General features: G+C 40.5%; 21 protein-coding genes and 1 pseudogene. 11 read left to right on the top strand and 11 right to left on the bottom strand.

Translation table 11 applies throughout. The annotated features are described in order from the left end of the window. Window positions 1-7: 7 nt before the first annotated feature. Window positions 8-1045, bottom strand: a complete 1038-nt coding sequence (gene argC, locus NYE63_RS06690; protein ID WP_342604561.1) for an N-acetyl-gamma-glutamyl-phosphate reductase — start codon at window positions 1043-1045, stop codon at window positions 8-10. A 232-nt stretch (window positions 1046-1277) separates the two neighbouring features. Between argC and NYE63_RS06685 the strand changes: the two genes are divergently transcribed. Beyond that, entirely contained in the window at window positions 1278-1967 is a 690-nt protein-coding gene (locus NYE63_RS06685) for a Crp/Fnr family transcriptional regulator (protein ID WP_342604560.1), read from the top strand. Window positions 1968-2224: 257 nt separating this feature from the next. Here the strand turns inward: NYE63_RS06685 and moaA are convergent, their stop codons facing one another. From moaA to NYE63_RS06670, 3 genes are all read right to left on the bottom strand, one after another. After that, window positions 2225-3238, bottom strand: a complete 1014-nt coding sequence (gene moaA, locus NYE63_RS06680; protein ID WP_342604559.1) for a GTP 3',8-cyclase MoaA — start codon at window positions 3236-3238, stop codon at window positions 2225-2227. A gap of 109 nt (window positions 3239-3347) precedes the next feature. Further along, window positions 3348-3656, bottom strand: a complete 309-nt coding sequence (locus NYE63_RS06675; RefSeq protein WP_133348747.1) for a metal-sulfur cluster assembly factor — start codon at window positions 3654-3656, stop codon at window positions 3348-3350. A 118-nt stretch (window positions 3657-3774) separates the two neighbouring features. Then, entirely contained in the window at window positions 3775-4563 is a 789-nt protein-coding gene (locus NYE63_RS06670; protein WP_342604558.1) for an alpha/beta fold hydrolase, read from the bottom strand. 231 nt (window positions 4564-4794) lie between these two features. Between NYE63_RS06670 and NYE63_RS06665 the strand changes: the two genes are divergently transcribed. The 3 genes from NYE63_RS06665 to NYE63_RS06655 all read left to right on the top strand — a co-directional run bounded on the left by NYE63_RS06665 (window position 4795) and on the right by NYE63_RS06655 (window position 6115). Next, the gene (locus NYE63_RS06665) at window positions 4795-5610 is read left to right on the top strand and encodes a Cof-type HAD-IIB family hydrolase (RefSeq protein ID WP_342604557.1); all 816 of its coding nucleotides are present in this window, start codon (window positions 4795-4797) and stop codon (window positions 5608-5610) included. 104 nt (window positions 5611-5714) lie between these two features. Beyond that, entirely contained in the window at window positions 5715-5867 is a 153-nt protein-coding gene (locus NYE63_RS06660) for a hypothetical protein (RefSeq protein WP_164468789.1), read from the top strand. Then, window positions 5867-6115, top strand: a complete 249-nt coding sequence (locus NYE63_RS06655) for a DUF3813 domain-containing protein (protein ID WP_342604556.1) — start codon at window positions 5867-5869, stop codon at window positions 6113-6115. Before NYE63_RS06660 ends, NYE63_RS06655 begins: the two co-directional genes overlap by 1 nt. Before the next feature lie 59 nt (window positions 6116-6174). Here NYE63_RS06655 and NYE63_RS06650 read toward each other — a convergent pair. Next, window positions 6175-6411, bottom strand: a pseudogene (locus NYE63_RS06650) (general stress protein); the annotation flags it as partial. Window positions 6412-6547: 136 nt separating this feature from the next. After that, entirely contained in the window at window positions 6548-7390 is an 843-nt protein-coding gene (locus tag NYE63_RS06645) for a YitT family protein (protein WP_289317488.1), read from the bottom strand. A gap of 156 nt (window positions 7391-7546) precedes the next feature. Here NYE63_RS06645 and NYE63_RS06640 point away from each other — a divergent pair, with 156 nt between their 5' ends. The 5 genes from NYE63_RS06640 to NYE63_RS06620 all read left to right on the top strand — a co-directional run bounded on the left by NYE63_RS06640 (window position 7547) and on the right by NYE63_RS06620 (window position 11223). After that, entirely contained in the window at window positions 7547-8413 is an 867-nt protein-coding gene (locus NYE63_RS06640) for a DegV family protein (RefSeq protein ID WP_342604555.1), read from the top strand. A gap of 68 nt (window positions 8414-8481) precedes the next feature. Beyond that, the gene (locus NYE63_RS06635; protein ID WP_072272565.1) at window positions 8482-8613 is read left to right on the top strand and encodes a DUF3941 domain-containing protein; all 132 of its coding nucleotides are present in this window, start codon (window positions 8482-8484) and stop codon (window positions 8611-8613) included. Window positions 8614-8716: 103 nt separating this feature from the next. Further along, entirely contained in the window at window positions 8717-9208 is a 492-nt protein-coding gene (locus NYE63_RS06630; protein WP_063232211.1) for a YajQ family cyclic di-GMP-binding protein, read from the top strand. Window positions 9209-9446: 238 nt separating this feature from the next. Further along, window positions 9447-10322, top strand: a complete 876-nt coding sequence (locus tag NYE63_RS06625) for an SDR family oxidoreductase (RefSeq protein ID WP_214743716.1) — start codon at window positions 9447-9449, stop codon at window positions 10320-10322. 121 nt (window positions 10323-10443) lie between these two features. Beyond that, on the top strand, window positions 10444-11223 hold the full coding sequence (locus tag NYE63_RS06620) for an MBL fold metallo-hydrolase (protein ID WP_342605696.1): 780 nt from the start codon (window positions 10444-10446) through the stop codon (window positions 11221-11223). A 38-nt stretch (window positions 11224-11261) separates the two neighbouring features. Here the strand turns inward: NYE63_RS06620 and NYE63_RS06615 are convergent, their stop codons facing one another. From NYE63_RS06615 to NYE63_RS06600, 4 genes are all read right to left on the bottom strand, one after another. Continuing rightward, window positions 11262-12305: a LacI family DNA-binding transcriptional regulator gene (locus tag NYE63_RS06615; protein ID WP_342604554.1), complete on the bottom strand. Its 1044-nt coding sequence runs from the start codon at window positions 12303-12305 to the stop codon at window positions 11262-11264. 343 nt (window positions 12306-12648) lie between these two features. Further along, window positions 12649-14298 (bottom strand): alpha-glucosidase, encoded by a 1650-nt coding sequence (locus NYE63_RS06610; RefSeq protein ID WP_342604553.1) that lies wholly within the window; start codon window positions 14296-14298, stop codon window positions 12649-12651. A gap of 79 nt (window positions 14299-14377) precedes the next feature. After that, the gene (locus NYE63_RS06605; RefSeq protein ID WP_342604552.1) at window positions 14378-15907 is read right to left on the bottom strand and encodes an alpha-amylase family glycosyl hydrolase; all 1530 of its coding nucleotides are present in this window, start codon (window positions 15905-15907) and stop codon (window positions 14378-14380) included. Window positions 15908-16056: 149 nt separating this feature from the next. Then, complete coding sequence (locus NYE63_RS06600) at window positions 16057-17310, bottom strand: extracellular solute-binding protein (protein ID WP_342604551.1); 1254 nt, start codon at window positions 17308-17310, stop codon at window positions 16057-16059. Window positions 17311-17673: 363 nt separating this feature from the next. Between NYE63_RS06600 and NYE63_RS06595 the strand changes: the two genes are divergently transcribed. Beyond that, window positions 17674-19425, top strand: a complete 1752-nt coding sequence (locus NYE63_RS06595) for a glycoside hydrolase family 13 protein (protein WP_342604550.1) — start codon at window positions 17674-17676, stop codon at window positions 19423-19425. A gap of 42 nt (window positions 19426-19467) precedes the next feature. Here the strand turns inward: NYE63_RS06595 and asnB are convergent, their stop codons facing one another. Further along, the gene (gene asnB / locus NYE63_RS06590; protein WP_342604549.1) at window positions 19468-21315 is read right to left on the bottom strand and encodes an asparagine synthase (glutamine-hydrolyzing); all 1848 of its coding nucleotides are present in this window, start codon (window positions 21313-21315) and stop codon (window positions 19468-19470) included. 284 nt (window positions 21316-21599) lie between these two features. Here asnB and NYE63_RS06585 point away from each other — a divergent pair, with 284 nt between their 5' ends. After that, a complete protein-coding gene (locus NYE63_RS06585; RefSeq protein WP_342604548.1) occupies window positions 21600-22166 on the top strand; it encodes a DUF2777 domain-containing protein in 567 nt (188 codons plus the stop codon). The last annotated feature ends 36 nt before the right edge of the window (window positions 22167-22202 follow it).

The raw sequence follows: 22202 nt of genomic DNA, 5'->3' as shown, positions 1-22202 counted from the left end.
CCATAGTTTACGGATATAGCGGACTGTTCCATAGTCCTGCCGTTTCTTCTAGTCCCATTAATATATTTGCATTTTGAATGGCCTGCCCTGCAGCACCCTTCACTAAATTATCAATAACTGAAACCACTGTTACCTTACCTGTTCTTTCATCATAATCGACGCCAATATCGCAAAAGTTCGATCCATATACCTGTTTCGTGGATGGAAAGCGATCAAGAGGCTGTATCCGGACAAATGGGTGGTTCTCGTATACTGTTTCGTATAAATCCTTTAATTCAACATTTGTGGTTTCCCGATTTACCTTTATATACATCGTTGCCATAATCCCTCTTGTCATTGGAACAAGATGTGTATTAAAGGTGATGGGCTGTAAACCTGATGACCATCGCCCAAGCTGTTGTTCGATTTCCGGTATGTGTTGATGCTGATTTACCTTATATATCTTAAAGTTTTCATTCATTTCACTATAATGGGTGACTGCCGAAAGTGATTTACCCGCCCCTGAAACCCCAGATTTTGCATCGATGATCACATCGGCAGCTGCTCCGGCCAATCCTTCAGTGAATAAAGGGGCAAGACCTAATAGTGATGCGGTTGGGTAGCACCCTGGATTGGCAATAATCGTTGCTTTTTTTATTGCTTCGGCATTCCATTCAGTCAATCCGTATACGGCTTCTTCTATAATTTGCTGAGGCGCGGCTGGTTTTTTATACCAGTGTTCGTATTCACCTGGAGTTTGAAGCCTGAGGTCTCCAGATAGGTCGATTACTTTAATGTCAAGGTCAGAAAATTCCGAAATCAATTGCGAGGAAACCCCAGAAGGAGTTGCTAGAAATACAATATCGGATTTTTTTGCAATCGCTTCAGGGTCAATTTCTTCTAATTTATCTTTCATATGCATTAAATGTGCATTTTCTTCATATAAACTTCGTCCAAATTGGGATGAAGTATGCAATGATTTTATTTTAAATTGCGGATGATTATTCAAAAATCTTATTAGTTCCAGTCCTCCATAACCCGTTGCACCTACTATTGATACGTTCATAAAACCATCTCCTATAATTTCAGGTCCCTGTCATTCTTTGATTCTATTATTATAAGACTGAATAAAAATAAAATCAAATGTATTTTTATAAAATTTTAAACATTAATTTTAAATGAAAAATTATCCATCAAAAATCCTAGAATTATCCAAACTTGTTGACTACTAGGTTTTTTTCCGTTTAAATCAAAGATAGTAATTGAGTAATAATGGTATCTGAAAGGTGGTCATATGCATGAATGAATTATCGTTATCTAATCGGATGCATGCAATTTTAGATAATAAATATGAAGTTAAACATATGGAAAAAGGGCGCTACCTTTTTCAGGAGAGCACCCCAGCAAGTGATTTGTATTATATTATAAAAGGGAAAGTTGAAGTGAGTAAGGTTGTTCCCGACGGTCGGGAATTAACTATACGGATTAGTTCGGAGAATGATTTGGTTGGGGAAACAGTCTTATTTTCTCAAAATCCTAAATATATGATGAATGCAAAAATGATGGAAGATGGAACTGTAGCGGTTATTTCCAAAGAAGCACTAGAAGATAAAATCGCCTCCGATAGCCGTCTTGCAGTCGATATGATGACATGGTTATCCGCTCAAAACCGTAAAAATCAGGCTAAATTCCGCGATATGCTCCTGCACGGTAAAAAAGGTGCATTTTACTCCACCCTCATCCGTTTATCAAATAGCTATGGCACTGAAGTAGAAGACGGTAAAGTTATCAATCTTCCCTTTACAAACCAAGAACTCGCTAATTTTTGCGGCACATCCCGCGAGGTAGTCAATCGAATGCTCGCTCAATTAAGGAAAAACAATGTCGTCTCCATTAAAAAGGGACGCATTACGATTCTTGACTTTGACTATTTGAAACAGGAAATCGACTGTGAAAACTGTCCAATAGAAATCTGTACCATCGATTAAATCCCTCCCATAAAAAGATCAATACATAATGCCTTACTGATTTTAAAATGATTGAAGTTTATTTCAGGCTAAATCCATCCCTAGGACCATTGAATTATTTTCATTACCATGTGTCCTATATAAAAATGCATAAAAAAAGTATAAAAATCGATTTCGCTCATTGCTGGCATCTCAGGTTCGTACCAACTATACAAAAAAGGGATGGCATGTTGCCATCCCTTAATTTCTTATTCATTCGGACGGGAGTCCCATGTATTTTAACCGCCAATGAATGACATTTCGATTTTTTCCTGTTTCTTCACTGTTCCCGCTGCCCGCTCATCCGAATAGCGGTCGTCCCTACGATTCCAAAGTGAAATGATGAACCCGGTCAATTCTTCATCTGTCATGTCGGAACGGAGCAAAGACTTCAAGTCATGTCCCTTTCCATTAAACAGGCATGTATATAAACTTCCATTAGCAGAAAGACGTGCACGTGTACAACTTGAACAAAAAGACTCGGAAACCGAGGTTATGAAGCCCACTTCTGCAGTAGTGCCCTTATAACGGAAGCGTTTTGCCACCTCTCCAAAATAATCTTCTTCAACCGGTTCAAGATCGAATTCGGTTTGGAGCATCGCTAACAGTTCTTTTTTCGTAATGACATTCTTCAACTGCCAGCCGTTTGTATGCCCGACATCCATAAATTCTATATAGCGTAATTGAATGCCCTCATCTTTACAAAATCGGGCCATCGGCAGAATTTGAGATTCATTGGTCTCTTTTTTCACGACCATATTCACTTTAACGCCAAGCCCTGCTTCTTTGGCTGCAGCTATGCCTTCAATAACAGGCTTTATACCGATATCCCTGCCGTTCATCTTCTTGAAAAGTTCATCATCGAGGCTGTCTAAGCTGATATTCACCCTCTGCAAACCAGCTGCCCTCAAATTCGCGGCATGTTTTTTCAAGAAGACCCCATTCGTAGTTAATCCAATATCTTCAATACCATCAATTTTAACGAGATTTGAAATCAGAGTGGTAAGATCTCTCCGGAGTAATGGTTCCCCGCCTGTCAACCTTAGTTTTTTAACCCCTAAGCTTGCAAATATTTCAGAAAGCCTTACAATTTCCTCATAAGATAGTAGCTCACTTTTTGGCAGGAACTGAAAATTTTCATGAAAAATTTCAGCAGGCATGCAATACTGGCAGCGAAAGTTACAGCGATCTATGACTGAAATCCTTAAATCCCTAAGTGGCCTGCCCAATGAATCCTTAATATGACTGTTCAATTAATCACTCCTAGCCAAAAGTATTAGAAAAAAACCAGACCATAAAAAGTGGCTCCATTGAATGGATTCACCGTTTTTTGACTGGCTTTACATTTCTATTACAGAGTTATTATTTGATTCCTAATGCAATTTTAGCATATCTGGACATTTTGTCTTTAGTCCATGGCGGACTCCAGACAATCTTCACATCCGTTTCCTTGACCTCAGGGATATCTTCCAGAACCAATTTAACTTGATCGACGATCGTCCCAGCCATCGGACAGCCCATTGCTGTCAATGTCATCGTCACCGTAGTCAGACCTTCCTCATCCATATCAACATCATATACCAAACCTAAATTAACGATATCTATACCAAGCTCAGGGTCTATGACCTGCTCCAAAGCTCCAAAAATAATGTCTTTTGTATCTTGATCCACTTCGATCACTCCTTTTATGGAAAATCTCTTCATTTAAAATTGTCGGTTTCATCATTATGTCCATTTTAGACTTTATATTATGTCCGTATTAGCATCATAACAGATTTTGAATGAGTACTTAAGCATTTTGCACAGTTGACAGTAAATGTTTCGCGAACCAGTCTGCCGTCATAAGCACGCCTTCTCTACTGACCTTATGTCCAGCCTTAGGGTCAAGGATAAAATTAATTTTTTCATCTGCCTCATTATACCCTGCTTTGACCCCTTCATAAAAACGATATGCATGATGATAAGGCACAACCGGATCTTTGGCACCATGCCAAAAAAGAAGCGGACGGTTGGAAAGCTTATCCTGATTAAGACTCAAATCAAATGGCTTGAGCTGTTCAATCACCTTGGCAACTTCCTCATCAGTAGCTGGGAATTTAACTTTCCTTTTCTTAATTTCCGCCATTTGGAGCTCTGCATACTCGACATATGATGGGTTTCCCATTAAACTGACTCCGGCGGATATCCATTCATAAGCAGCCAGGGCCCCATTAGTCACTATTCCCCCCATAGAGGTACCTGCTACGCCAATTCTGTCGGGATCAATTAATTTCCGGGATAATAAATCATCCTTCAACAAAGATAAATCCTGGATTGTCTGTAAAACCATTTCCCAAAAACGGGGCATCATTTGAGAATCACTTAAACCAGCTTCCCTTTCCCCATGATGAATCACATCGGGAAGAAGCACACGAAACCCCTTTTCAGCCAATAAATAAGCATAGTGAAGATTGTGTTCTTTCGCACTTTGAAAACCATGTATAAAAATAATAAGCGGCAACTCCTGATTGAAAGTGGTTTCTTCACCTAGATGCAATACAGGAATATGTCCAATATGTTCTTTTTCAATTATTATCAAGTTAACCCCTCCGAATAAATTTGTTCCTGTCTTTTCAATACCCTTCTCAAAAAGGCATCGGCATTCATCATTCCATTCCTTTAAACCTGAGCATCGCTTTAATTATCATAATCCTGGATATAGTAATATCATACATGAATGCATAAAGAATGAAAAAGATTTACATTTACTTTAAAATAGGCTTAACAATATTTGCATATAATGAAATCAAAAAGAACAGAAGGTGTGTACATGGCTGAGAAACATTTAATCGTATTGGATCTTGATGGTACTTTACTCACAGATAACAAAACAATTTCTTCAAGAACTAAAAAAACACTCCTAAAACTAAAAGAAGATGGACACGAAGTTATGATCGCTACCGGTCGTCCCTTTCGCTCAAGTGAACTTTATTACCGGGAATTAGGGTTGACTACACCAATCGTTAATTTCAATGGCGCTTTCGTTCATCACCCATTACATACAAGCTGGGGGGTATACCACTCTCCACTGGATATTAGCGTTGCGAAAGATATTGTTGAAGCGTGTGATCAGTTTAAATATCACAACATCATCGCAGAAGTCCGGGATGATGTTTATGTCCATTATCATGATGAAAAGTTGATGAACATGTTCAATGTAGGAAATCCGAACATGAAGACGGGTGACCTGCGCAATTACCTTCAGGATTCCCCAACTTCGATGCTTATTCACACAGATAGTGAATTCGTAGGACAGATTCGCCAACATTTATCCGATGTCCATGCAGAATTGGTCGATCATCGCCGTTGGGCAGAGCCTTTTCATATCATCGAAATCATAAAGAGCGGGTTAAGTAAAGCCGTAGGTTTAAAACGTGTATCCAACTATCTAGAAATTCCTCAAAACAGGATAATCGCTTTCGGTGATGAAGATAATGATTTGGAAATGCTCGATTACGCGGGAACCGGGGTGGCCATGGGAAATGCGATCTCACCAGTAAAAACGGTAGCAAATACGACTACATTGACGAATGAAGAAGATGGAATAGCGGTCTTCCTCGAAGAAAAATTCAATATAAAAGCCTAATACGTCATTTTTTACCTTCATAATATATCTCTTTCAAGCCAAACTAATATGGACAACAGCTTCCATTCAGTTGTCGACAACGCTCAGAATCGGAGGAGATAAGAATGGGTAAAAGCAGTAAATCTAAACGATTTGTACAGCAAGGCAAAGAAAGTGTTGCCAGGCATGCCGAAAAAATCCCTTATCACACTACGTTTGAAGAGGCTGAAAAAGACAGGTTAAGAATTATGTCAGAACAAAGCTATGGTGGCTTCTAATGGCAAACAATCTATTCCAGAAGGCAAGGGAATTTGTTGAAGAAGCTCTCCACTCTGAGCATGACGGTGACCAGCATAAGACAGAGGAAATCGCTAAAAATGCTCTCCCCTCTGAGCATGACGGTGACCAGCGCAAGACAGAGGAAATCGCTAAAAACGCTCTTTCATCAGCCTTTGCCAATACGACCGAGGCCGAAAAAGAACAACTGCGAGAACTCCAGGAAGAGCTGGAAAACCACTCTAAATAACTTGAAAGCCTCCAGGATTCCTGGAGGCTTTCGCTTTGTTTTCATCAATTGTTATTTCGTGCCTTACCGCCTTTTTCACCGATTTCTTTATAAAAGGCTTTACCATGGGAATCAGCAGTGGCTTCTCCGCCCTTTTGTCCAATTTCTTGATAAAATTCCTTATCATGATTATCCGATGTGGCTTCTCCGCCTTTTTGCCCAATTTCCCGGTAAAAATCCTTGTCGTGATTTTTAGATGTGGCCTCCCCGCCTTTACGCCCTGCTTCCTGCCTGCTCATTTTTTCGTCGTTAGCCATTTTTATCACTCCTTCATAAGATTTTAAATTGGCGCTACAATATGAGAATTAGCCGTTTTTTACAAGCAATAAACTTAAAACGCCGAAATACTACCTTTTGTAATAGAAGTGTAATGGCCTTAATTTTTTGTTAACATCATTCCCTGCGGAAAGTTCCAACAATGCCTGAAGTTTCTATGATGTTTGTGAAAGCATGAGGATCCACTTCCTTGATGATCCGTTCAAGGTCATACAGTTCATACCTTGTAATGACAATCAATAACATTTCCTTATTTTCGTTGGTGAACGCCCCTTTTGCAGGAACCCTTGTAATTCCGCGAACTAACTGAGCATGGATTGCCTGTTTAAGTTCTTCACTTTTCTTTGTAATGATCATGGCCGTAAGCTTTTCATGTCGCGTATGTATCGCGTCAACAACACGGGTCGATGTGTAAAGGGTAACAAGTGTGTACAAAGCCTTTTCCGGTCCATAAACAGCACCTGCCGTTACAATGATCACGCCATTCAGCAGAAATAAATAAGTTCCCACAGGTTTATCTTTCTTCCGTGATAGAAGCATAGCGATAATATCCATTCCACCAGTCGATGCACCGTATTTCAAGGTGATCCCAACACCTACTGCAGCTATGACTCCGCCAAACACCGCATTCAATAATATGTCAGGTGACCAGCGTGTAATCGGAATGATTTCCATAAAGAAGGACATCAAGACAACGCTGAGGAAACTATAAAAAGTAAAAGACTTTCCAACCTTTCGCCAAGCAATGATCGTTACTGGAATGTTCAATAAAAGCAGTAGAATACCTGTCGATACATTAAAAGGAGCAAAAGAACCAATCATCCTCGATAAAAGCTGGGCCACTCCTGTAAAGCCGCTTGCATATACGTTTGCCGGTATTAGAAAAAAGTTCATTGCGATGGCATTCAGTAATGCTCCGACCACAACTATGATAATCTTCTTCATTTCACCACTGTACATCCTAAAAACCTCCATTTCACCCTTATTCTATTATCTTTTTACCCTTAATTATTTATTCTATTTACGTAGAGATTGAATTTTTACCGTTACGTGCTACACTAAAAAGTAGAGTGACCACTCATTTTCTAAAAATTGTAAAAAGAAAGCAGGTGTATTATGGCTATCACAATTCTTGCAGATAGTGCATGTGATTTGCCGTTGTCTTTCTATAAGGAAAACAATGTTTCATTAATCCCTTTACAAGTCCATCTTGACGGGGAAAATTACGAAGATTTACTTACCATAAATTCTCACGAAGTCTATCAGGCGATGCTGGAGGGAAAAGCCCCGAAAACATCGCAAGCTTCCCCAGAATACTTTATAGAACTTTTCACACAGTTTGCCAAGGAGAAAAAACAAGGGATTTATATAGCCTTTTCCTCTGAGTTATCAGGAACATATCAAACGGCAGTGATGATTCTTAATCAGGTGAAGGAAGAGTACCCTGACCTTGACATTGAAATCGTCAATACGAAATGCGCTTCGATGGGCGTCGGTTTAATTGTAAAGAAAGCAGCCGATCTTGCAGCAAACGGTGCCACTAAAGAAGAAATCCTAGCTGATATCGAATTCCAAACCCGGCATATGGAACATTTATTCACTGTAGATAACCTTGAATATTTGGCCCGCGGCGGCCGCATCTCCAAGACATCTGCCCTTGTAGGCGGTTTATTAAACATTAAACCGTTATTGCATGTTGAAGATGGGAAGCTTGTTCCGCTTGAAAAGATACGCGGCAAAAAGAAATTGATTAAACGTGTAATCGAATTAATGCACGAAAGAGGCAAAAATTTAACAACCCAAACGATTGCCATCAGTCATGGTGATGATGAAGCAACGGCCCTGGAATGGAAGGAAGCCATTCAAAATGAATTCGGGACAACCGATTTCATGATCCATACAATTGGCTCCGTCATCGGTGCACATGCCGGTCCTGGTACAATTGCCCTCTTCTTCTTAAACGATACCCCTGAGAAATCATAAACATACATACTCCCTTCCATAATTGTGAACAATATATATTGATCAGATAATGGAAGGGAGTTTTCACTATGTCCAAAACAACCGATGACAATAAAAGGCCAAAAGATAACCAAGCGAGAAATGCTGAAAAAAATATCGCATATCAGGAAAACCTGGCTGCAGGTAAGCACTCCTATTCGAAGAAAACGGACCATAAATGAAGCGCGGGGCTTGTCCCCTCGCTTTTTTTATATGGTTTATATAGTTGTCTTCCTATCACACTTTCTCTATAATAAAGGAAATAAACCCTGCTGGAGGTAAGTGATGGCAAAGGAAAATTCATTTGATATTGTTTCGAAAGTAGACTTTTCAGAGGTAACGAATGCAGTTACCATGGCTATGAAGGAAATACAAACACGCTATGATTTTAAAGGGAGCATAAGCAGCATCACCATTGAAAAAGAAGATCTGGTTTTAGTATCCGACGATGAATATAAGCTCGAACAGCTGAAGGATGTTCTCATTAGTAAACTCATTAAACGTGACGTACCAGTCAAGAACCTGGACTATGGCAAATTAGAAGGTGCTTCTGGTGGAACCGTTCGCCAACGGGCTAAGTTAATTCAAGGCATCGATAAGGAACAAGCAAAAAAAATCAATACCATCATTAAAAATAGCGGTCTTAAAGTGAAAAGCCAAATCCAGGATGATCAAATCCGTGTTACCGGTAAGAACCGGGATGATTTGCAAGGGATCATTTCCGCAATCCGGGGCGCTGATCTGTCCATTGATGTACAATTCTTAAATTACCGCTAAGTATGAAGGCCTCACCTGCTTTAGGTGGGGTCTTTTTTTATTAAAACTGCCTCTATCAACGGTCAAATCCCAATTTTCTTCAAATGAATCGCCATCATAGAACATGGAAAGACTAGTCATGTTCCCTTCAGTTAAAACATTAAACAAGATTTATTTTGGTCAATTTTTCCATGTTTCCTTTTTTCAAAAAAAAGGAATAGAAAAAGCGTAGATAAATTAAACAGGAGGCGTTTTAATCTTGACTACTCAAAACCAAAATCAGAACAAGCAAGGATTTCCACCTCAACATCAACAGCATCAACCTGGATTGGAAACAAAAATGGAACCGAACCCAGATTCCGTTAAAGCTGCCTATAAAGGAAGCGGCAAACTAAAAGGTAAAACGGCAATCATAACAGGTGGAGACAGCGGAATCGGTAAATCGGTTGCCATTTATTACGCTAAAGAAGGAGCAAATGTGACAGTTGCATACTTGGATGAACACGAGGATGCCAAAGCTACGAAAGAATTGATCGAAAAAGAAGGTCAGAAATGTTTACTCATTTCCGGAGATATCGGTGATGAAGCCTTCTGCCAGGATGTCGTCAAAAAAACTGTTGATGAATTTGGCGGTTTGGACATTCTAGTCAACAACGCCGGAGAACAGCATGTGCAGACAAGTATCCTTGATATTTCAGCTGAACAATTGGAAAAAACGTTCCGCACGAATATTTTCTCGATGTTCCACTTAACTAAAGCTGCATTGAAGCACCTTAAAAAAGGAAGCAGCATCATTAATACAACCTCAATCACAGCCTATCAAGGCAACCCAAAACTAATCGATTACTCTTCAACAAAAGGTGCAATACTGGCATTTACAAGAGCCCTGTCGAACTCCATTTCAAAAGATGGCATCAGAGTGAACGGTGTTGCGCCAGGTCCGATCTGGACACCGCTGATTCCTGCCTCATTCGGTGAAGAGGATGTTGCCAAATTCGGACAGGATACTCCAATGGGCCGTGCGGGGCAGCCAGAGGAATTAGCACCAGCCTATGTATATTTGGCAAGTGATGATTCATCCTATGTCAGCGGACAAGTCATCCATGTAAACGGCGGGACCGTTGTAAACGGATAAGGCCTTACCTTTTCAAAAGCAGTGGACTTCACAAATCCACTGCTTTTACTCTTTCAAGCAGGATATTTCCGGTTAACGCGGAATATATGAATGGGAAGGAGTGGAGTCATTTTTGAAAAAAATTGTAGATCCATACTTCACCGTTCAGGAATTGGACTCAGAAACGTTTGCAATCAGTGAATATGGTCATTGGGAGAAAGTTCATTCCTTTTTATTACTTGGGGAGACCCGAGCTGCGTTAATCGACACAGGGTTAGGCATCTGTTCTATTAAGCGGATTACAGACCAGCTTACCAATCTTCCAATTATCGTCCTGACAACACACGTTCATGCGGATCATATTGGCGGTCATGGGGATTATGATACAATTTATGTTCATGGTGATGATGCCAATTGGCTGATCAACGGCATTGAAGGTTTGTCCCTGGAACAAATAAGAAAGAACATGGCCCGGGATATCACTGTAACCATACCCGAATCATTCGACCCTTTTACATACAAGCCATACCAGGGGTACCCTGATAGTCTCTTATCGGATGGTGACACGATCGATCTTGGGAACCGCAGTTTAAGCATTTATCACACACCTGGGCATTCACCTGGCCACATTTCAATTTTGGATAATGAAACAGGTTATTTATTCACTGGCGACCTGCTTTATTCAGATACTCCAGTTTATGCATTTTATCCCTCGACAAGCCCTGAAGACCTTGTGAATTCGTTAGAAAAAATCGCAAAGATCGAGGCAGTCTCCAAAATCTATGGCGGACACAACCAACTCGGCCTCGAACCAAGGATCCTTGATGAAGTCCTTGCAGCCATTCAATATCTTAAAGAGAATAATTTAGTCAGACACGGAACGGGTGTACATGCATTCAAAAGTTTCAGCGTACATTTCTAGCAAAAAAAGGCATTGCTTATACGCAATGCCCTTTCCGTTCAATAAGTCATGGCCATTGCACCTTGCTTGATTGATCTGCAGGAATGCCTTTCAACGAAATGATGTGGAATGATGGTCCCAGCAGGAGTATCTCCAGTCTGCAGCATGTGAATGATGCCCTTAGCGGCCTGATATCCCAAATCAAAAATGTTAATATCTACGGAAGTCAAGGCTGGTAATGACAGTTCAGAGAAAACAACGTTATTGAAGCTGACGATTGACATTTCTTCAGGAGTGCGCACGCCCATCTCGCGAAGTGAATGCACGATTCCAAGTGCCATAAGATCATCACTGACCACCAATGCGGTTGGTGGTTCATCGATGGATAGTAACCTTTTTGCAGCTGCTTGTCCCCCTTCATGCAAAAAATCTTCATGCAGGGTATATTCCCTCCTTCGATCGATTCCAGCCCTCTTCAATGCCCGTTCATATCCTGACAAGCGATCAAGGGTCATCACGAGGGTTACATCACCTCCGATGAATCCAATCCTGTCATGTCCTAGCTGTATGAGGTAATCCGTTGCCTGTTCGGCAGCCAAGACATTATCATTATCAACATATGTTATCTCTTCGATAAAATCAAAGGGTTTCCCAATGATCACAAATGGAAAAGCCCTTGCTCTCAAATAGGTCAGAATGTGATCGTTCATCCTTGAATACATCAGGATTATTCCATCCACCATCCCCCCCTGCACCATATTCACTACTCCTTCGTAGATTTCATCTTCTGTTTTTCCCGTGCTTAGCAACAGGGAATAATGGTTTTCCTGAGCTCCCTCACTTAGACCCTGGAGAATCGTCGAAAAAAATGGATTTTGATAATAATCATTTGACGAACTGGGCATTACCAAGCCAATGATCCTGGTCGATTGATTGGCAAGACTGCGTGCAATGAAGTTTGGATGGTATCCTAATTTACTCATCGCCTTACGTACCCGTACCTTTGTTTTTTCACTTATTCGAGGATTGTTAGCAATCACTCGAGAAACTGTTGAAGGAGCAACATTCGCTAGCTGTGCCACATCTTTTATTGTGATGGCCATGCATTTCCCCTCTCCTCTCTTAGCCTTTATTGACTTCATTTAAAAAAAGGTGAATACCAATAAACACTTCTCTAATATTTGTTTTATATTTATACATTTTGTATGTATTCATAATACACTCAGTTCAATAGTTATATCCATACTTTTTTTAATGTTTGTTCAATTTTTCAGAAAATACTCACTTTTCCGTTTTTTTCATCTCTGTATTAAAAATTCAAAAAGAAGCTGATGTATGATCAGCTTCTAAAAAAACGATAGGTCTATTGGGAATTAAGAAGTCAGACGACTAACTACATAGGTTTTAAGCTAATTTCCAATCAAGACCATAAAAGTGATTTACAAATTAATAACGATAAACCCTCGTTTCATATGGACGTAAATCAATAATGGACACCTTAGGACAATCCTCATAATTTGCTAACAAAAGCTCCATTTCCCCCCAATAAGAAAGGTCAATTTGGTGGTGATTCATACTAAAGTTACATACTACCATCACTGAATTATCATTCATATTTCTTGTATAAATATAAAGTTCAGGGTGATCTTCCCATAATAACTCATATTCCCCATAAACAAGGGCCTGATGTTTCTTTCGAAGTTCAATCATCTTTTTATAAAAATGATAAATGGATGAAGGGTCATTTTTCTGCTGTTCTACATTAATGGCGCGATAATTGGGATTAACCCTCATCCAAGGTGTTCCGTGCGTGAATCCGCCATTTTCAATATCATTCCATTGCATCGGTGTTCGTGAATTATCACGGCCGCTATGCCATATAATGTTCATGATTTCATCATGCGGACGACCTTTGGAGGTCTCTATCCGGTAAAAGTTTTTCATTCCTACATCATCATAATCATCAATCGAATCAAATTGGACATTCGTCATGCCAATTTCCTGACCTTGATAAATAAAAGGTGTGCCTTGCATGAAAAAGTAAAGAGCCCCAATCATTTTTGCGCTTTCCAACCAGTATTGATGATCATTTCCCCAGGTGGATACACTTCTGGGCTGATCATGATTTTCAAAAAACAAAGCATTCCATCCTTTGTTTTTCAGCCCCTTTTGCCATTTGGTCATTGTGCGCTTTAACCCCTGAACATCAACATCGTGATTCTGTCCCCTATTCCAAAGTCCAAGATGTTCAAATTGAAATATCATATTGAACTTCCCATTCGATTCCCCGACCCATTCCTCCGCCTGCTCAATCCTGACGCCATTGGCCTCACCAACCGTCATGATATCATACTTAGAGAAAGTCTCTTCTTTCAACTCCTGAAGGTAATCCAGAATCCCGTCCTGATTGGTGTGCATTTCAAACGCAGGTACATACTGATGCCAATAAGGATTGGGCATATCCGGAAGGCCTTCACGCTTATGAATATGCGTGATTGCATCAATCCGGAAGCCATCGATTCCCTTATCGAGCCACCAATTGACCATTTCATATAATGCCTGTCGCACATCAGTATTTTTCCAGTTTAAGTCGGGCTGCTTTTCGGCAAATAAATGTAAATAGTATTGATTGGTCCTTTCATCGAATTTCCAGGCACTTCCGGAAAAGATGCTTTCCCAATTATTAGGCTCACGACCGTCCTGCCCATCCCTCCATATATACCAATCCCGTTTCGGATTATCGCGGGACGAACGTGACTCTACGAACCAGGGGTGCTCATCACTTGTATGATTCAAAACAAGATCGAGTATCACCTTCATCCCACGTCCGTGAACATCTTTCAATAATAGATCAATATCTTCGATTGAACCGAATTCATCGGAAACTGCTTGATAATCACTAATATCATAGCCATTATCCGCATTGGGCGATTTATAAAACGGGCAAATCCAAATAACATCTATCCCTAATTCCTGCAGATAGTCAAGCTTTGAAATCAAACCCTTTATATCTCCGACTCCATCACCATTACTATCCATGAAACTACGCGGGTATATTTGATAGCAAACCGCTTCTTTCCACCAGGTCTTATTCATGCTGTAACCTCCCGATCCTGTTTTCCACAAAGCCTTAGGGACAATGTTTGGCGGCTACCGACAATCGAGAGGCATATGATTATTTTGGTTGGTTCCGTTTTGAACGCTTAATAACCAAAGCAATGAATATACCAAAAATAAGAAGAACTAATCCTATAACTAACAGGTAAGGAATATTAATAATCGACTTCGGTGACAGTGTGTAAACTTCTGTCGTCTCCCTGTCGATTACGATAGAGTAACTGTTGTCCTTACTGCGGACCAGATCCCCATTCAGCATACCTCTCAACTCTTTATTACTTTCAAGTTCCTTATCAGTAAGGTTTATCGTTTGAGTTTCAGTCGTATTGTTCATGGCGACGACAATCGTTTCATCACCATAAACACGCTTGAATACCGAAGCTCCACCTTTTTCATATAAAAGCTCCATATCCCCTTTTACCAATGCCGGGTACATGTCTCTGAGATCAGAAAGCTTTGTTATATATTCCACCAATTCCTGTTCTGTCTTAAAATTCATCAACTTATGATTATCCGGGGCAATATCGCCATTTAAGGCAATTTCCGATCCATAAAATACGATTGGCACCCCTGGCATCGTATATAGATAAGACAGCGCCATTCTCCATCTGGAACCTGGGTTTTCGTTATGATCGGCTGCATCCTTTGTAAAACGGGGCATTCCTTGAGTATCCATGAACAATGCCTGATGGGCATTGCCCCCTAATTCGCTTTTCGCAAACGCATTAAAAACAGGTTTCAATTCTTTATCGGGTGCAGCAAATGCTTCCCGTAGCTCAGCATTTTGTGGATAAGCCATAAAAGCATCGATACCCGTCTTCTTGTAGCTTGAAATCAAATCTGCATCACCTTGTACATCGCCAATTGTATAGAAATTTGATTTTTCAGATTTGACTGCATCCACAAATTCCTTCCAAAAATCTTTTGCTACGTATTGGACTTTATTTATACGGTATCCATCAATATCGGTTTCCGTTATCCACCATTTAGCAGCATCGAGCAAATATTCCCTTGTTTCCTCATTATCTTGATTCAAATCGGGAAGACCATCGACCCAGCCTGTTTCCAAATCCGTTTGGCTACCTTCCTTGGAAATCTTCTTTTCTTCATGGAACCAATCTTGTTTTTTTGGATCGGTCAGCCAGGTGGAGTCAGGGCCCACATTATTTGCTTGGAAATCAATGATCACTTTCATATCGCGTTTATGTGCCTCATTCACGAGTTTTTTAAACTCTTTCATTGTCCCATAGTGTTTATCCGTTTTATAAAAATCGGCCACCCAATCGCCATGATAGCCATTTTCATCATTAGCGAAAATCGGTGAAAGGATGATAGCGGTATAACCCATATCTTTTAAATAATTCAGCTTCTTCGTGACACCTTCGAAATCCCCACCATTAAACGTGGAAGGGTCATTCACGTTCGCATCTCCATTATTTTGAGTATTACCATCGAAAAATCTGTCGACCAATAATGAATATACGATTTCATCCTTCCAAGTTCGTTGTTCTTTTTCAGCTGCTCCTACTGGAATGGCGTAAAAAAGAAGCAACGGAATTAAAGCGAGTGATAACACTCTTTTTCTCATATCCGCTCTCCTCCTAGCTATCTCTTTACGCCTTTAAGATTAGCCTTTTGACCCCTTAACGTCAAATCCAATTTATAAAAAACTTTACACTAAAGGGACAAATTGGTGATACTGGTTATTGTTACTGAATTAGAAAAGGCAGAACACGATTAACGTTCTTTTTTTATCGTCTTAACCGCTTTATCCAAGGCCCTTTTTGGCTTAGCTTTTTGAGTGGTTATTACATCCATAGCTGAATTCATCGGTCCCCATACCTTATTCATCTCCGGAATATTCGGCACTGGTTCAGCGTTTTGTAATTGTATGCTTAAGGCTTGTGCCCTTTCATTTTCATTGATTGCGGCATTGTGTTTGATTGATTTATTAGGAGGGATTTCCCCTGTTAAATCATAACGCTGCATTGCATTATCATCATTTGTCAAATATTCAACTAACTTCGTAGACCAATAAGGATGTTTTGTGAATGCTGTTACATGCCAGCCTTTGATTTTCATTAACGTTTTCATTGGCTGTCCATTGGGCAATTCGGGCATGGGTGCAACACCTGTATCCTTTCGCTCGGTAAATGTGTTCCCGTCACTCATGAAAGAAGCCAATTTCCCTTGTATGAACAACTTCTCGATCGCTGCCTTGTCGCCTTTAGGGATCAAACCCGCCCTATACCATTTTTGGATGTATGCAGCCCCTTTTATAGCACCCTTATTATTCAAACCAATGTCAGATGGGTCTAGTTTTCCATTCTTATCTTTAAATATATAACCTCCCATTCCAGCCATTACCCCAAACGAATCATGGAAATCATTCCACTCGGCATAGTAACCATACACGTTACCTTTTTCTAATTTCTTCGCCATTTTATATAGGTCATTCATCGTCTCAGGAGCCTTAGCCATCAATTTTTTATTATAAATGAAAACGGAAGTGGTCATGGATTTTGGCAATCCAAATACCTTATCTTGATACATTTCTCCCCTAATTGAAGGTTCAATGAAGGCATTTAATACTTCATCATTCACCTTCACTTCCTGAATTAGGCCTTCCTTCACGATTTGCCCGACTTTTTCATGAGAAAAAGTTACGACATCCGGGGCATTTCCATTTCCAATTGGCCCATCACTACGAAGCCGCTCATACATTTCGGTAGCTATTTCTAGCTCTTCAAGCTCAACGTTTATTCCATATTCTTTTTCAAAAGCTTCAATCACCGGCTTTAGGGCCTCCGCTTTACCTTTTTCCTCCCAAATGATCAATTTTTCCGGCTTCGCTTCATCGCTGGCTTCTTCTTTTTTCTTCTTTTCTTTCACTACTTTATTTTCTAAATCTGAACTGGATCCGCACGCACTTACACTAACAATCAAAAATATGGACATGAACAAATGAAAAATCAGCTTCTTCACTTTCATTCTCCTTTTTAAAATGTTTATTCTATCATGTCCAAAAGCATCAAATAATACTGTTTTTCAGTTCAGTCATTCAAATTAAGCCCCTTAATGAAAGCGATGCCAAAGCTATTGTTATCATTATATGAACGGCTTTGGTTTTTACAACATTTTCCTCGACGTATTTATTTCCTTGTAGTGATGAACACTTTTTGTTATTTTTTAGTTAATAAGTGCTTCTTTCATTTGGAATTGGGTATATAACCATATTGAAAAAAAACTTAAACACGGCTTAGTAACTTAACTGCATAGACCCCCATAAACAGCCTGAAGATCCCTTTTTCATATTCACATCCTCAAATACTTATAGAACTGGAGTGATTTTAAATGGAATTTTCATCCATACACCATAGACCTAATGACAATTACAGCTATCCCATCAACACTGAAACCCTACATATCCGCCTACGTACGAAAAAAACAGATATCTCCTCAGTTGGATTGATTTTTGGGGATCCATACATTTCTGATAATGGGCAATGGCAGTACGAAGAACTTCCAATGAGTTTGTCAGGCAGCGATAACCGTTATGATTATTGGCATATTTATGTGAAGCCTCCCTACCGAAGAATTCGATATGGGTTCAAGGTATCCTCAGAAGATGAAAGTGCCATTTATACGGAAAAGGGCTTCTTTAAAGAACCCCCCCGAGATCCAGGAAGCTATTTCGCGATTCCCTATCTACATCAAAATGAAGTTTTCGGGGCACCGGAATGGGTAAAAGATACAACTTGGTACCAAATTTTCCCTGAACGCTTCGCGAACGGAAACCCCGACAACGATCCGGAAGGTGTGAAACCTTGGGGAAGTGAAGATCCGGCCGTGGATAATTTTTTTGGCGGGGACTTCGAAGGAATCATTGAGCATTTGGATTACCTAGAGAATCTCGGCATCAATGGAATTTATTTCACGCCAATCTTCCATGCCTACTCCAATCATAAATACGATACGATTGATTATCGGAGTATCGATCCGCAATTCGGGACGAAGGAAACATTGAAAACACTAATAACCGAATGCCACAAAAGGAATATACGGGTCATGCTGGATGCCGTTTTTAACCATAGCGGCTACTATTTCCCCCCTTTTCAGGATTTACTAGAAAAAGGAGAGAAATCGAAATATAAGGACTGGTTCCACCCACACAGCTTCCCTCTTAAGGGAGGGGAAAGGCCCAATTATGAAACATTCGGTTTTTTTGAATCGATGCCAAAATTGAATACGGCGAATCCGGAGGTGAAAGAATATCTGCTCGAAGTCTCGGCCTATTGGATCAAGGAGTTCGATATAGACGCCTGGCGGCTCGATGTGGCAAATGAGGTCGATCAGCCATTCTGGCGTGAATTTCGAACAACGGTGAAAAATATAAAGCCTGACCTTTATATTCTTGGGGAAATTTGGCATGACTCGATGCCATGGCTTCGCGGCGATCAATTCGATGCGGTCATGAATTACCCTTTTACCAACCAAGTTTTTCGCTTGGTCGCTTCTCAAACCATCAATGCACGCGAGTTCACAGAAGAAATGACAGCCATCTATCACAGTTATCCCACCAATGTCTTTGACGTAACATTCAATCTTCTTGGAAGCCATGATACACCGCGGATTTTCACGGATTGCGGGGAAGATCTAGCTCGAACCAAGCTCATCCACGCAATCCTGCTGACATTCAATGGCAGCCCTTGTATATACTATGGAGATGAAATCGGCTTAACCGGAGGCATGGATCCAGGGTGCCGAAAATGCATGGTCTGGGAAGAAGAAAAACAAAATACCGAGCTTTTCAATGAAATTAAGGCATTGATCCTATTGCGAAAAGAAGAACGATTACTTGCCAATGACGGAAAGTTCAAATTCCTTGATACAGCCGGAAACGAAAATATCGTGGCCTACCAAAAGTATAATGGAAAACGGTCTGTCGTGATCCTCATCAATCCGACGGATGTCCAGCAATCCTTTACCCTCCCTTTTGATTTGAAAGGACGTACACTAACGGATTTAAGAACAAAAGAAACCACACAGGAAGGTAAATTTGAATTGGGTGGTTATCAATATAAAATTCTCGCATTCAATCATTGAGGCAATGAAACGGGGCAATGAAAATCATCCGCCCCGTTTTTTTCAATCGATTATTTGGATGTCATATTCTTTGAACCATACATGGGTTTGTGCCAAGTGAGCGAGCAACTGTGGACCTGACATCAATTGCCCGAACCACGGCACTTTAAAAGCGGCACCCTTGGAATCTACTATATCGGTTAGCTTCTGTTTATCGAAAAACTCATGCAGGACCGAATTTTTATCCGTCAGTAAGTCTTTCAGCCATGCCTGCACACGGTCTGTATATATAGGGTTATGGGTTTTTGGATAAGGACTTTTTTTTCGATACAATACTTCAACCGGTAATAGCCCCTCCAACGCCTTCCTTAGAATACCCTTTTCACGGTTGCCTTCCATTTTCATTTCCCAAGGAATGTTCCATGCATATTCAACAAGACGATGATCGGCAAATGGCACGCGCACCTCTAGACTTGCACCCATACTCATCCGGTCCTTCCGGTCAAGGAGCGTCGTCATGAACCATAATAAATTCACATAGAAAAGCTCTCTCCGCTTTGCTGCTACACCGTTTTCCCCTTCCAATTTAGGCGTTTCGGCAAGGGTGGTCAAATAAGCTTCCTGCGCATATTCTTCTAGCTTCAATTTCTCACGCCATCCCGTTTTCAATAAAGATACCCGCTCGCCTGTCGATCTCATCCATGGAAAACCAGCACGATTCAAATCATCCTCACGATGAAACCAAGGGTAGCCTCCAAAAATTTCGTCCGCACATTCGCCGGACAGCCCTACCACAAAATCCCGCTTGATTTCCTTACAAAACCAAAGTAAAGAAGAATCGACATCCGCCATACCTGGGAGGTCCCTTACAAGGACAGCTTCTGTTAAATAATCCGTCAACTGCTCTTGAGTGATGATCGATGAATGGTGAACCGTGTTAAAACTATCCGACATCTTTTTAATCCAATACCCATCGGAGTTAGGCTGAAAATCATTTGCCTTAAAATAGCGCTCATTATCCTCATAATCAATGGAATACGTATGAAGCTGGCCTTTCCCTTCTTTTTGATAGGCATTTGCAGCAATGGCCGTTATCGCGCTTGAGTCAAGCCCCCCTGATAAGAAGGTACAAAGTGGAACATCTGATACAAGTTGCCGTGTCACTGCATCTTCGACAAGGAAGCGAACCTTCTCGGCCGTCTCATCAAGCGTATCCCGATGTTCTTCGCTTTTCACATTCCAATATCTCCAAATCCGGAGGCCTTTCCTTGATAAGGTAAGCGCATGGGCAGGCCTTAATTCCTGGATATTATGAAATATGCCTGAACCTGGCTTTCGGGATGGACCAACACCAAAAACTTCAGACAACCCTTCGCGGTCAATCTCCGTTTTAACATCCGGATGGGCCAGAATCGCCTTAAGCTCCGATCCGAAAATGAACCCGCCGTCCCTTTCCGTATAAAAGAATGGTTTTACCCCCATGCGATCTCTTCCAACGAATAATTTTTGTTCCTTTTCATCCCAAATCGCAAACGCAAAAATCCCATTGAACAAGTCAATGCACTTTTCTTTCCATTCTATATAAGAAGTTAGCAAAACTTCTGTATCAGAATGACCGTTAAAGGAATATCCTTTTAATAATAGCTGTTTACGAATATCCTCGGTGTTATATAGCTCGCCATTATAACAAAGCGTATATCTGCCGTTTTCGTGATTTTTCGTCATCGGCTGTTTTCCGCCTTCCGCGTCGACAACCGTTAACCGTTTATGACCAAAGGCAACATGGGCTTCGCTCCAAACATTTTCTTCGTCTGGCCCCCGCTTTGCCAACGTTTTTGTCATGTTTTCCAGTGTTTTCGTTTTTGTCCGTAAATCTTTTTGAAAATGCACCCAGCCTGTTATCCCACACATTTTACACTTCATCCTTTCTATCCGGACTATCAAAAATATATTGGCTCCCTGTCTTAAAAAGATTTACAGTTCCTAAGTATCGATCAGCATCATTCCGTAGGACCCCTGCCCACAACGCCTGGCGTTGTTAATGAATTGTTGAGCAAAGAATCCCGTGTTTAAACATAGCCTATGCAAAGACGGAAAGATGGTTATTTGTCCATAATATTTTAAAATATACAGTTATATTTTCATTGGATTTTGACTAAAAAGTAGGTGAGGATTCCACTATTGGAGGTATATGTATGAGTCAGCAACAACGAACCAAGTTAATGAACAGGCAAACAAGAGCTTTTACCGAAGGAACAGTGGAAAATATCAATCAACAATGGATTTTTTTCGATGATGAAACAGATGAGGCCTGCTCCATTGAAGACCACGTTGATAGCATCATTGAAGTGTACAGGGGTGGGCGCTGGCAGCAAGGAGTAGTTGAAAAAGAGGGAAAAATCCTGCTTCACCGGGAAATCACCTTCTTAAGGGAAAATGAGCCCATTCGGATACGCAAAAAACTGCTCTACTCTTTTGAACGTTTATTGGAAGAATTGAACGACGATTCCTTTTTCCAATTTGTAACGACATTGAATTCACTTGATTTTTCTATTTATGATTGTATATATAGCTATAACCAGCTCACTTTTTTAAGGGCCGTCCCTAACCAGTCCGGCGTGAATTTCTTCACCTTTGATAACGAGAGCCAAATATGTCTCGTTCAGCACCATTTTTCTTATGGGAAAAAGGATCACGATCGTTTTGAATTCACCCTGAACACGGGTAAAAGGATCATCATTGAGAAAGTGAATTCACAATAACGGGTAAAAGAAAACGGGTAAATGAGATCTCCTCAT

Origin of the sequence: Peribacillus sp. FSL E2-0159 (genome assembly GCF_038643155.1) — a bacterium.
Taxonomy (GTDB): Bacteria; Bacillota; Bacilli; order Bacillales; family DSM-1321; genus Peribacillus; species Peribacillus simplex.
The sequence above is the reverse complement of the archived record's forward strand: the minus strand, read 5'-3'. Positions and strand labels throughout refer to the sequence as shown.

Excerpts from the sequence above, each read along its gene's own strand:
- NYE63_RS06610 (WP_342604553.1), bottom strand. The coding sequence starts at position 14,298 with ATGAATAAGACCTGGTGGAAAGAAGCGGTTTGCTATCAAATATACCCG.
- NYE63_RS06660 (WP_164468789.1), top strand. The coding sequence starts at position 5,715 with ATGGGTAAAAGCAGTAAATCTAAACGATTTGTACAGCAAGGCAAAGAA.
- NYE63_RS06645 (WP_289317488.1), bottom strand. The coding sequence starts at position 7,390 with ATGTACAGTGGTGAAATGAAGAAGATTATCATAGTTGTGGTCGGAGCA.
- NYE63_RS06685 (WP_342604560.1), top strand. The coding sequence starts at position 1,278 with ATGAATGAATTATCGTTATCTAATCGGATGCATGCAATTTTAGATAAT.
- argC (WP_342604561.1), bottom strand. The coding sequence starts at position 1,045 with ATGAACGTATCAATAGTAGGTGCAACGGGTTATGGAGGACTGGAACTA.
- NYE63_RS06665 (WP_342604557.1), top strand. The coding sequence starts at position 4,795 with ATGGCTGAGAAACATTTAATCGTATTGGATCTTGATGGTACTTTACTC.
- NYE63_RS06635 (WP_072272565.1), top strand. The coding sequence starts at position 8,482 with ATGTCCAAAACAACCGATGACAATAAAAGGCCAAAAGATAACCAAGCG.
- NYE63_RS06640 (WP_342604555.1), top strand. The coding sequence starts at position 7,547 with ATGGCTATCACAATTCTTGCAGATAGTGCATGTGATTTGCCGTTGTCT.
- asnB (WP_342604549.1), bottom strand. The coding sequence starts at position 21,315 with ATGTGTGGGATAACAGGCTGGGTGCATTTTCAAAAAGATTTACGGACA.
- NYE63_RS06630 (WP_063232211.1), top strand. The coding sequence starts at position 8,717 with ATGGCAAAGGAAAATTCATTTGATATTGTTTCGAAAGTAGACTTTTCA.
- NYE63_RS06600 (WP_342604551.1), bottom strand. The coding sequence starts at position 17,310 with ATGAAAGTGAAGAAGCTGATTTTTCATTTGTTCATGTCCATATTTTTG.
- NYE63_RS06615 (WP_342604554.1), bottom strand. The coding sequence starts at position 12,305 with ATGGCCATCACAATAAAAGATGTGGCACAGCTAGCGAATGTTGCTCCT.
- NYE63_RS06655 (WP_342604556.1), top strand. The coding sequence starts at position 5,867 with ATGGCAAACAATCTATTCCAGAAGGCAAGGGAATTTGTTGAAGAAGCT.
- NYE63_RS06605 (WP_342604552.1), bottom strand. The coding sequence starts at position 15,907 with ATGAGAAAAAGAGTGTTATCACTCGCTTTAATTCCGTTGCTTCTTTTT.
- NYE63_RS06595 (WP_342604550.1), top strand. The coding sequence starts at position 17,674 with ATGGAATTTTCATCCATACACCATAGACCTAATGACAATTACAGCTAT.
- NYE63_RS06585 (WP_342604548.1), top strand. The coding sequence starts at position 21,600 with ATGAGTCAGCAACAACGAACCAAGTTAATGAACAGGCAAACAAGAGCT.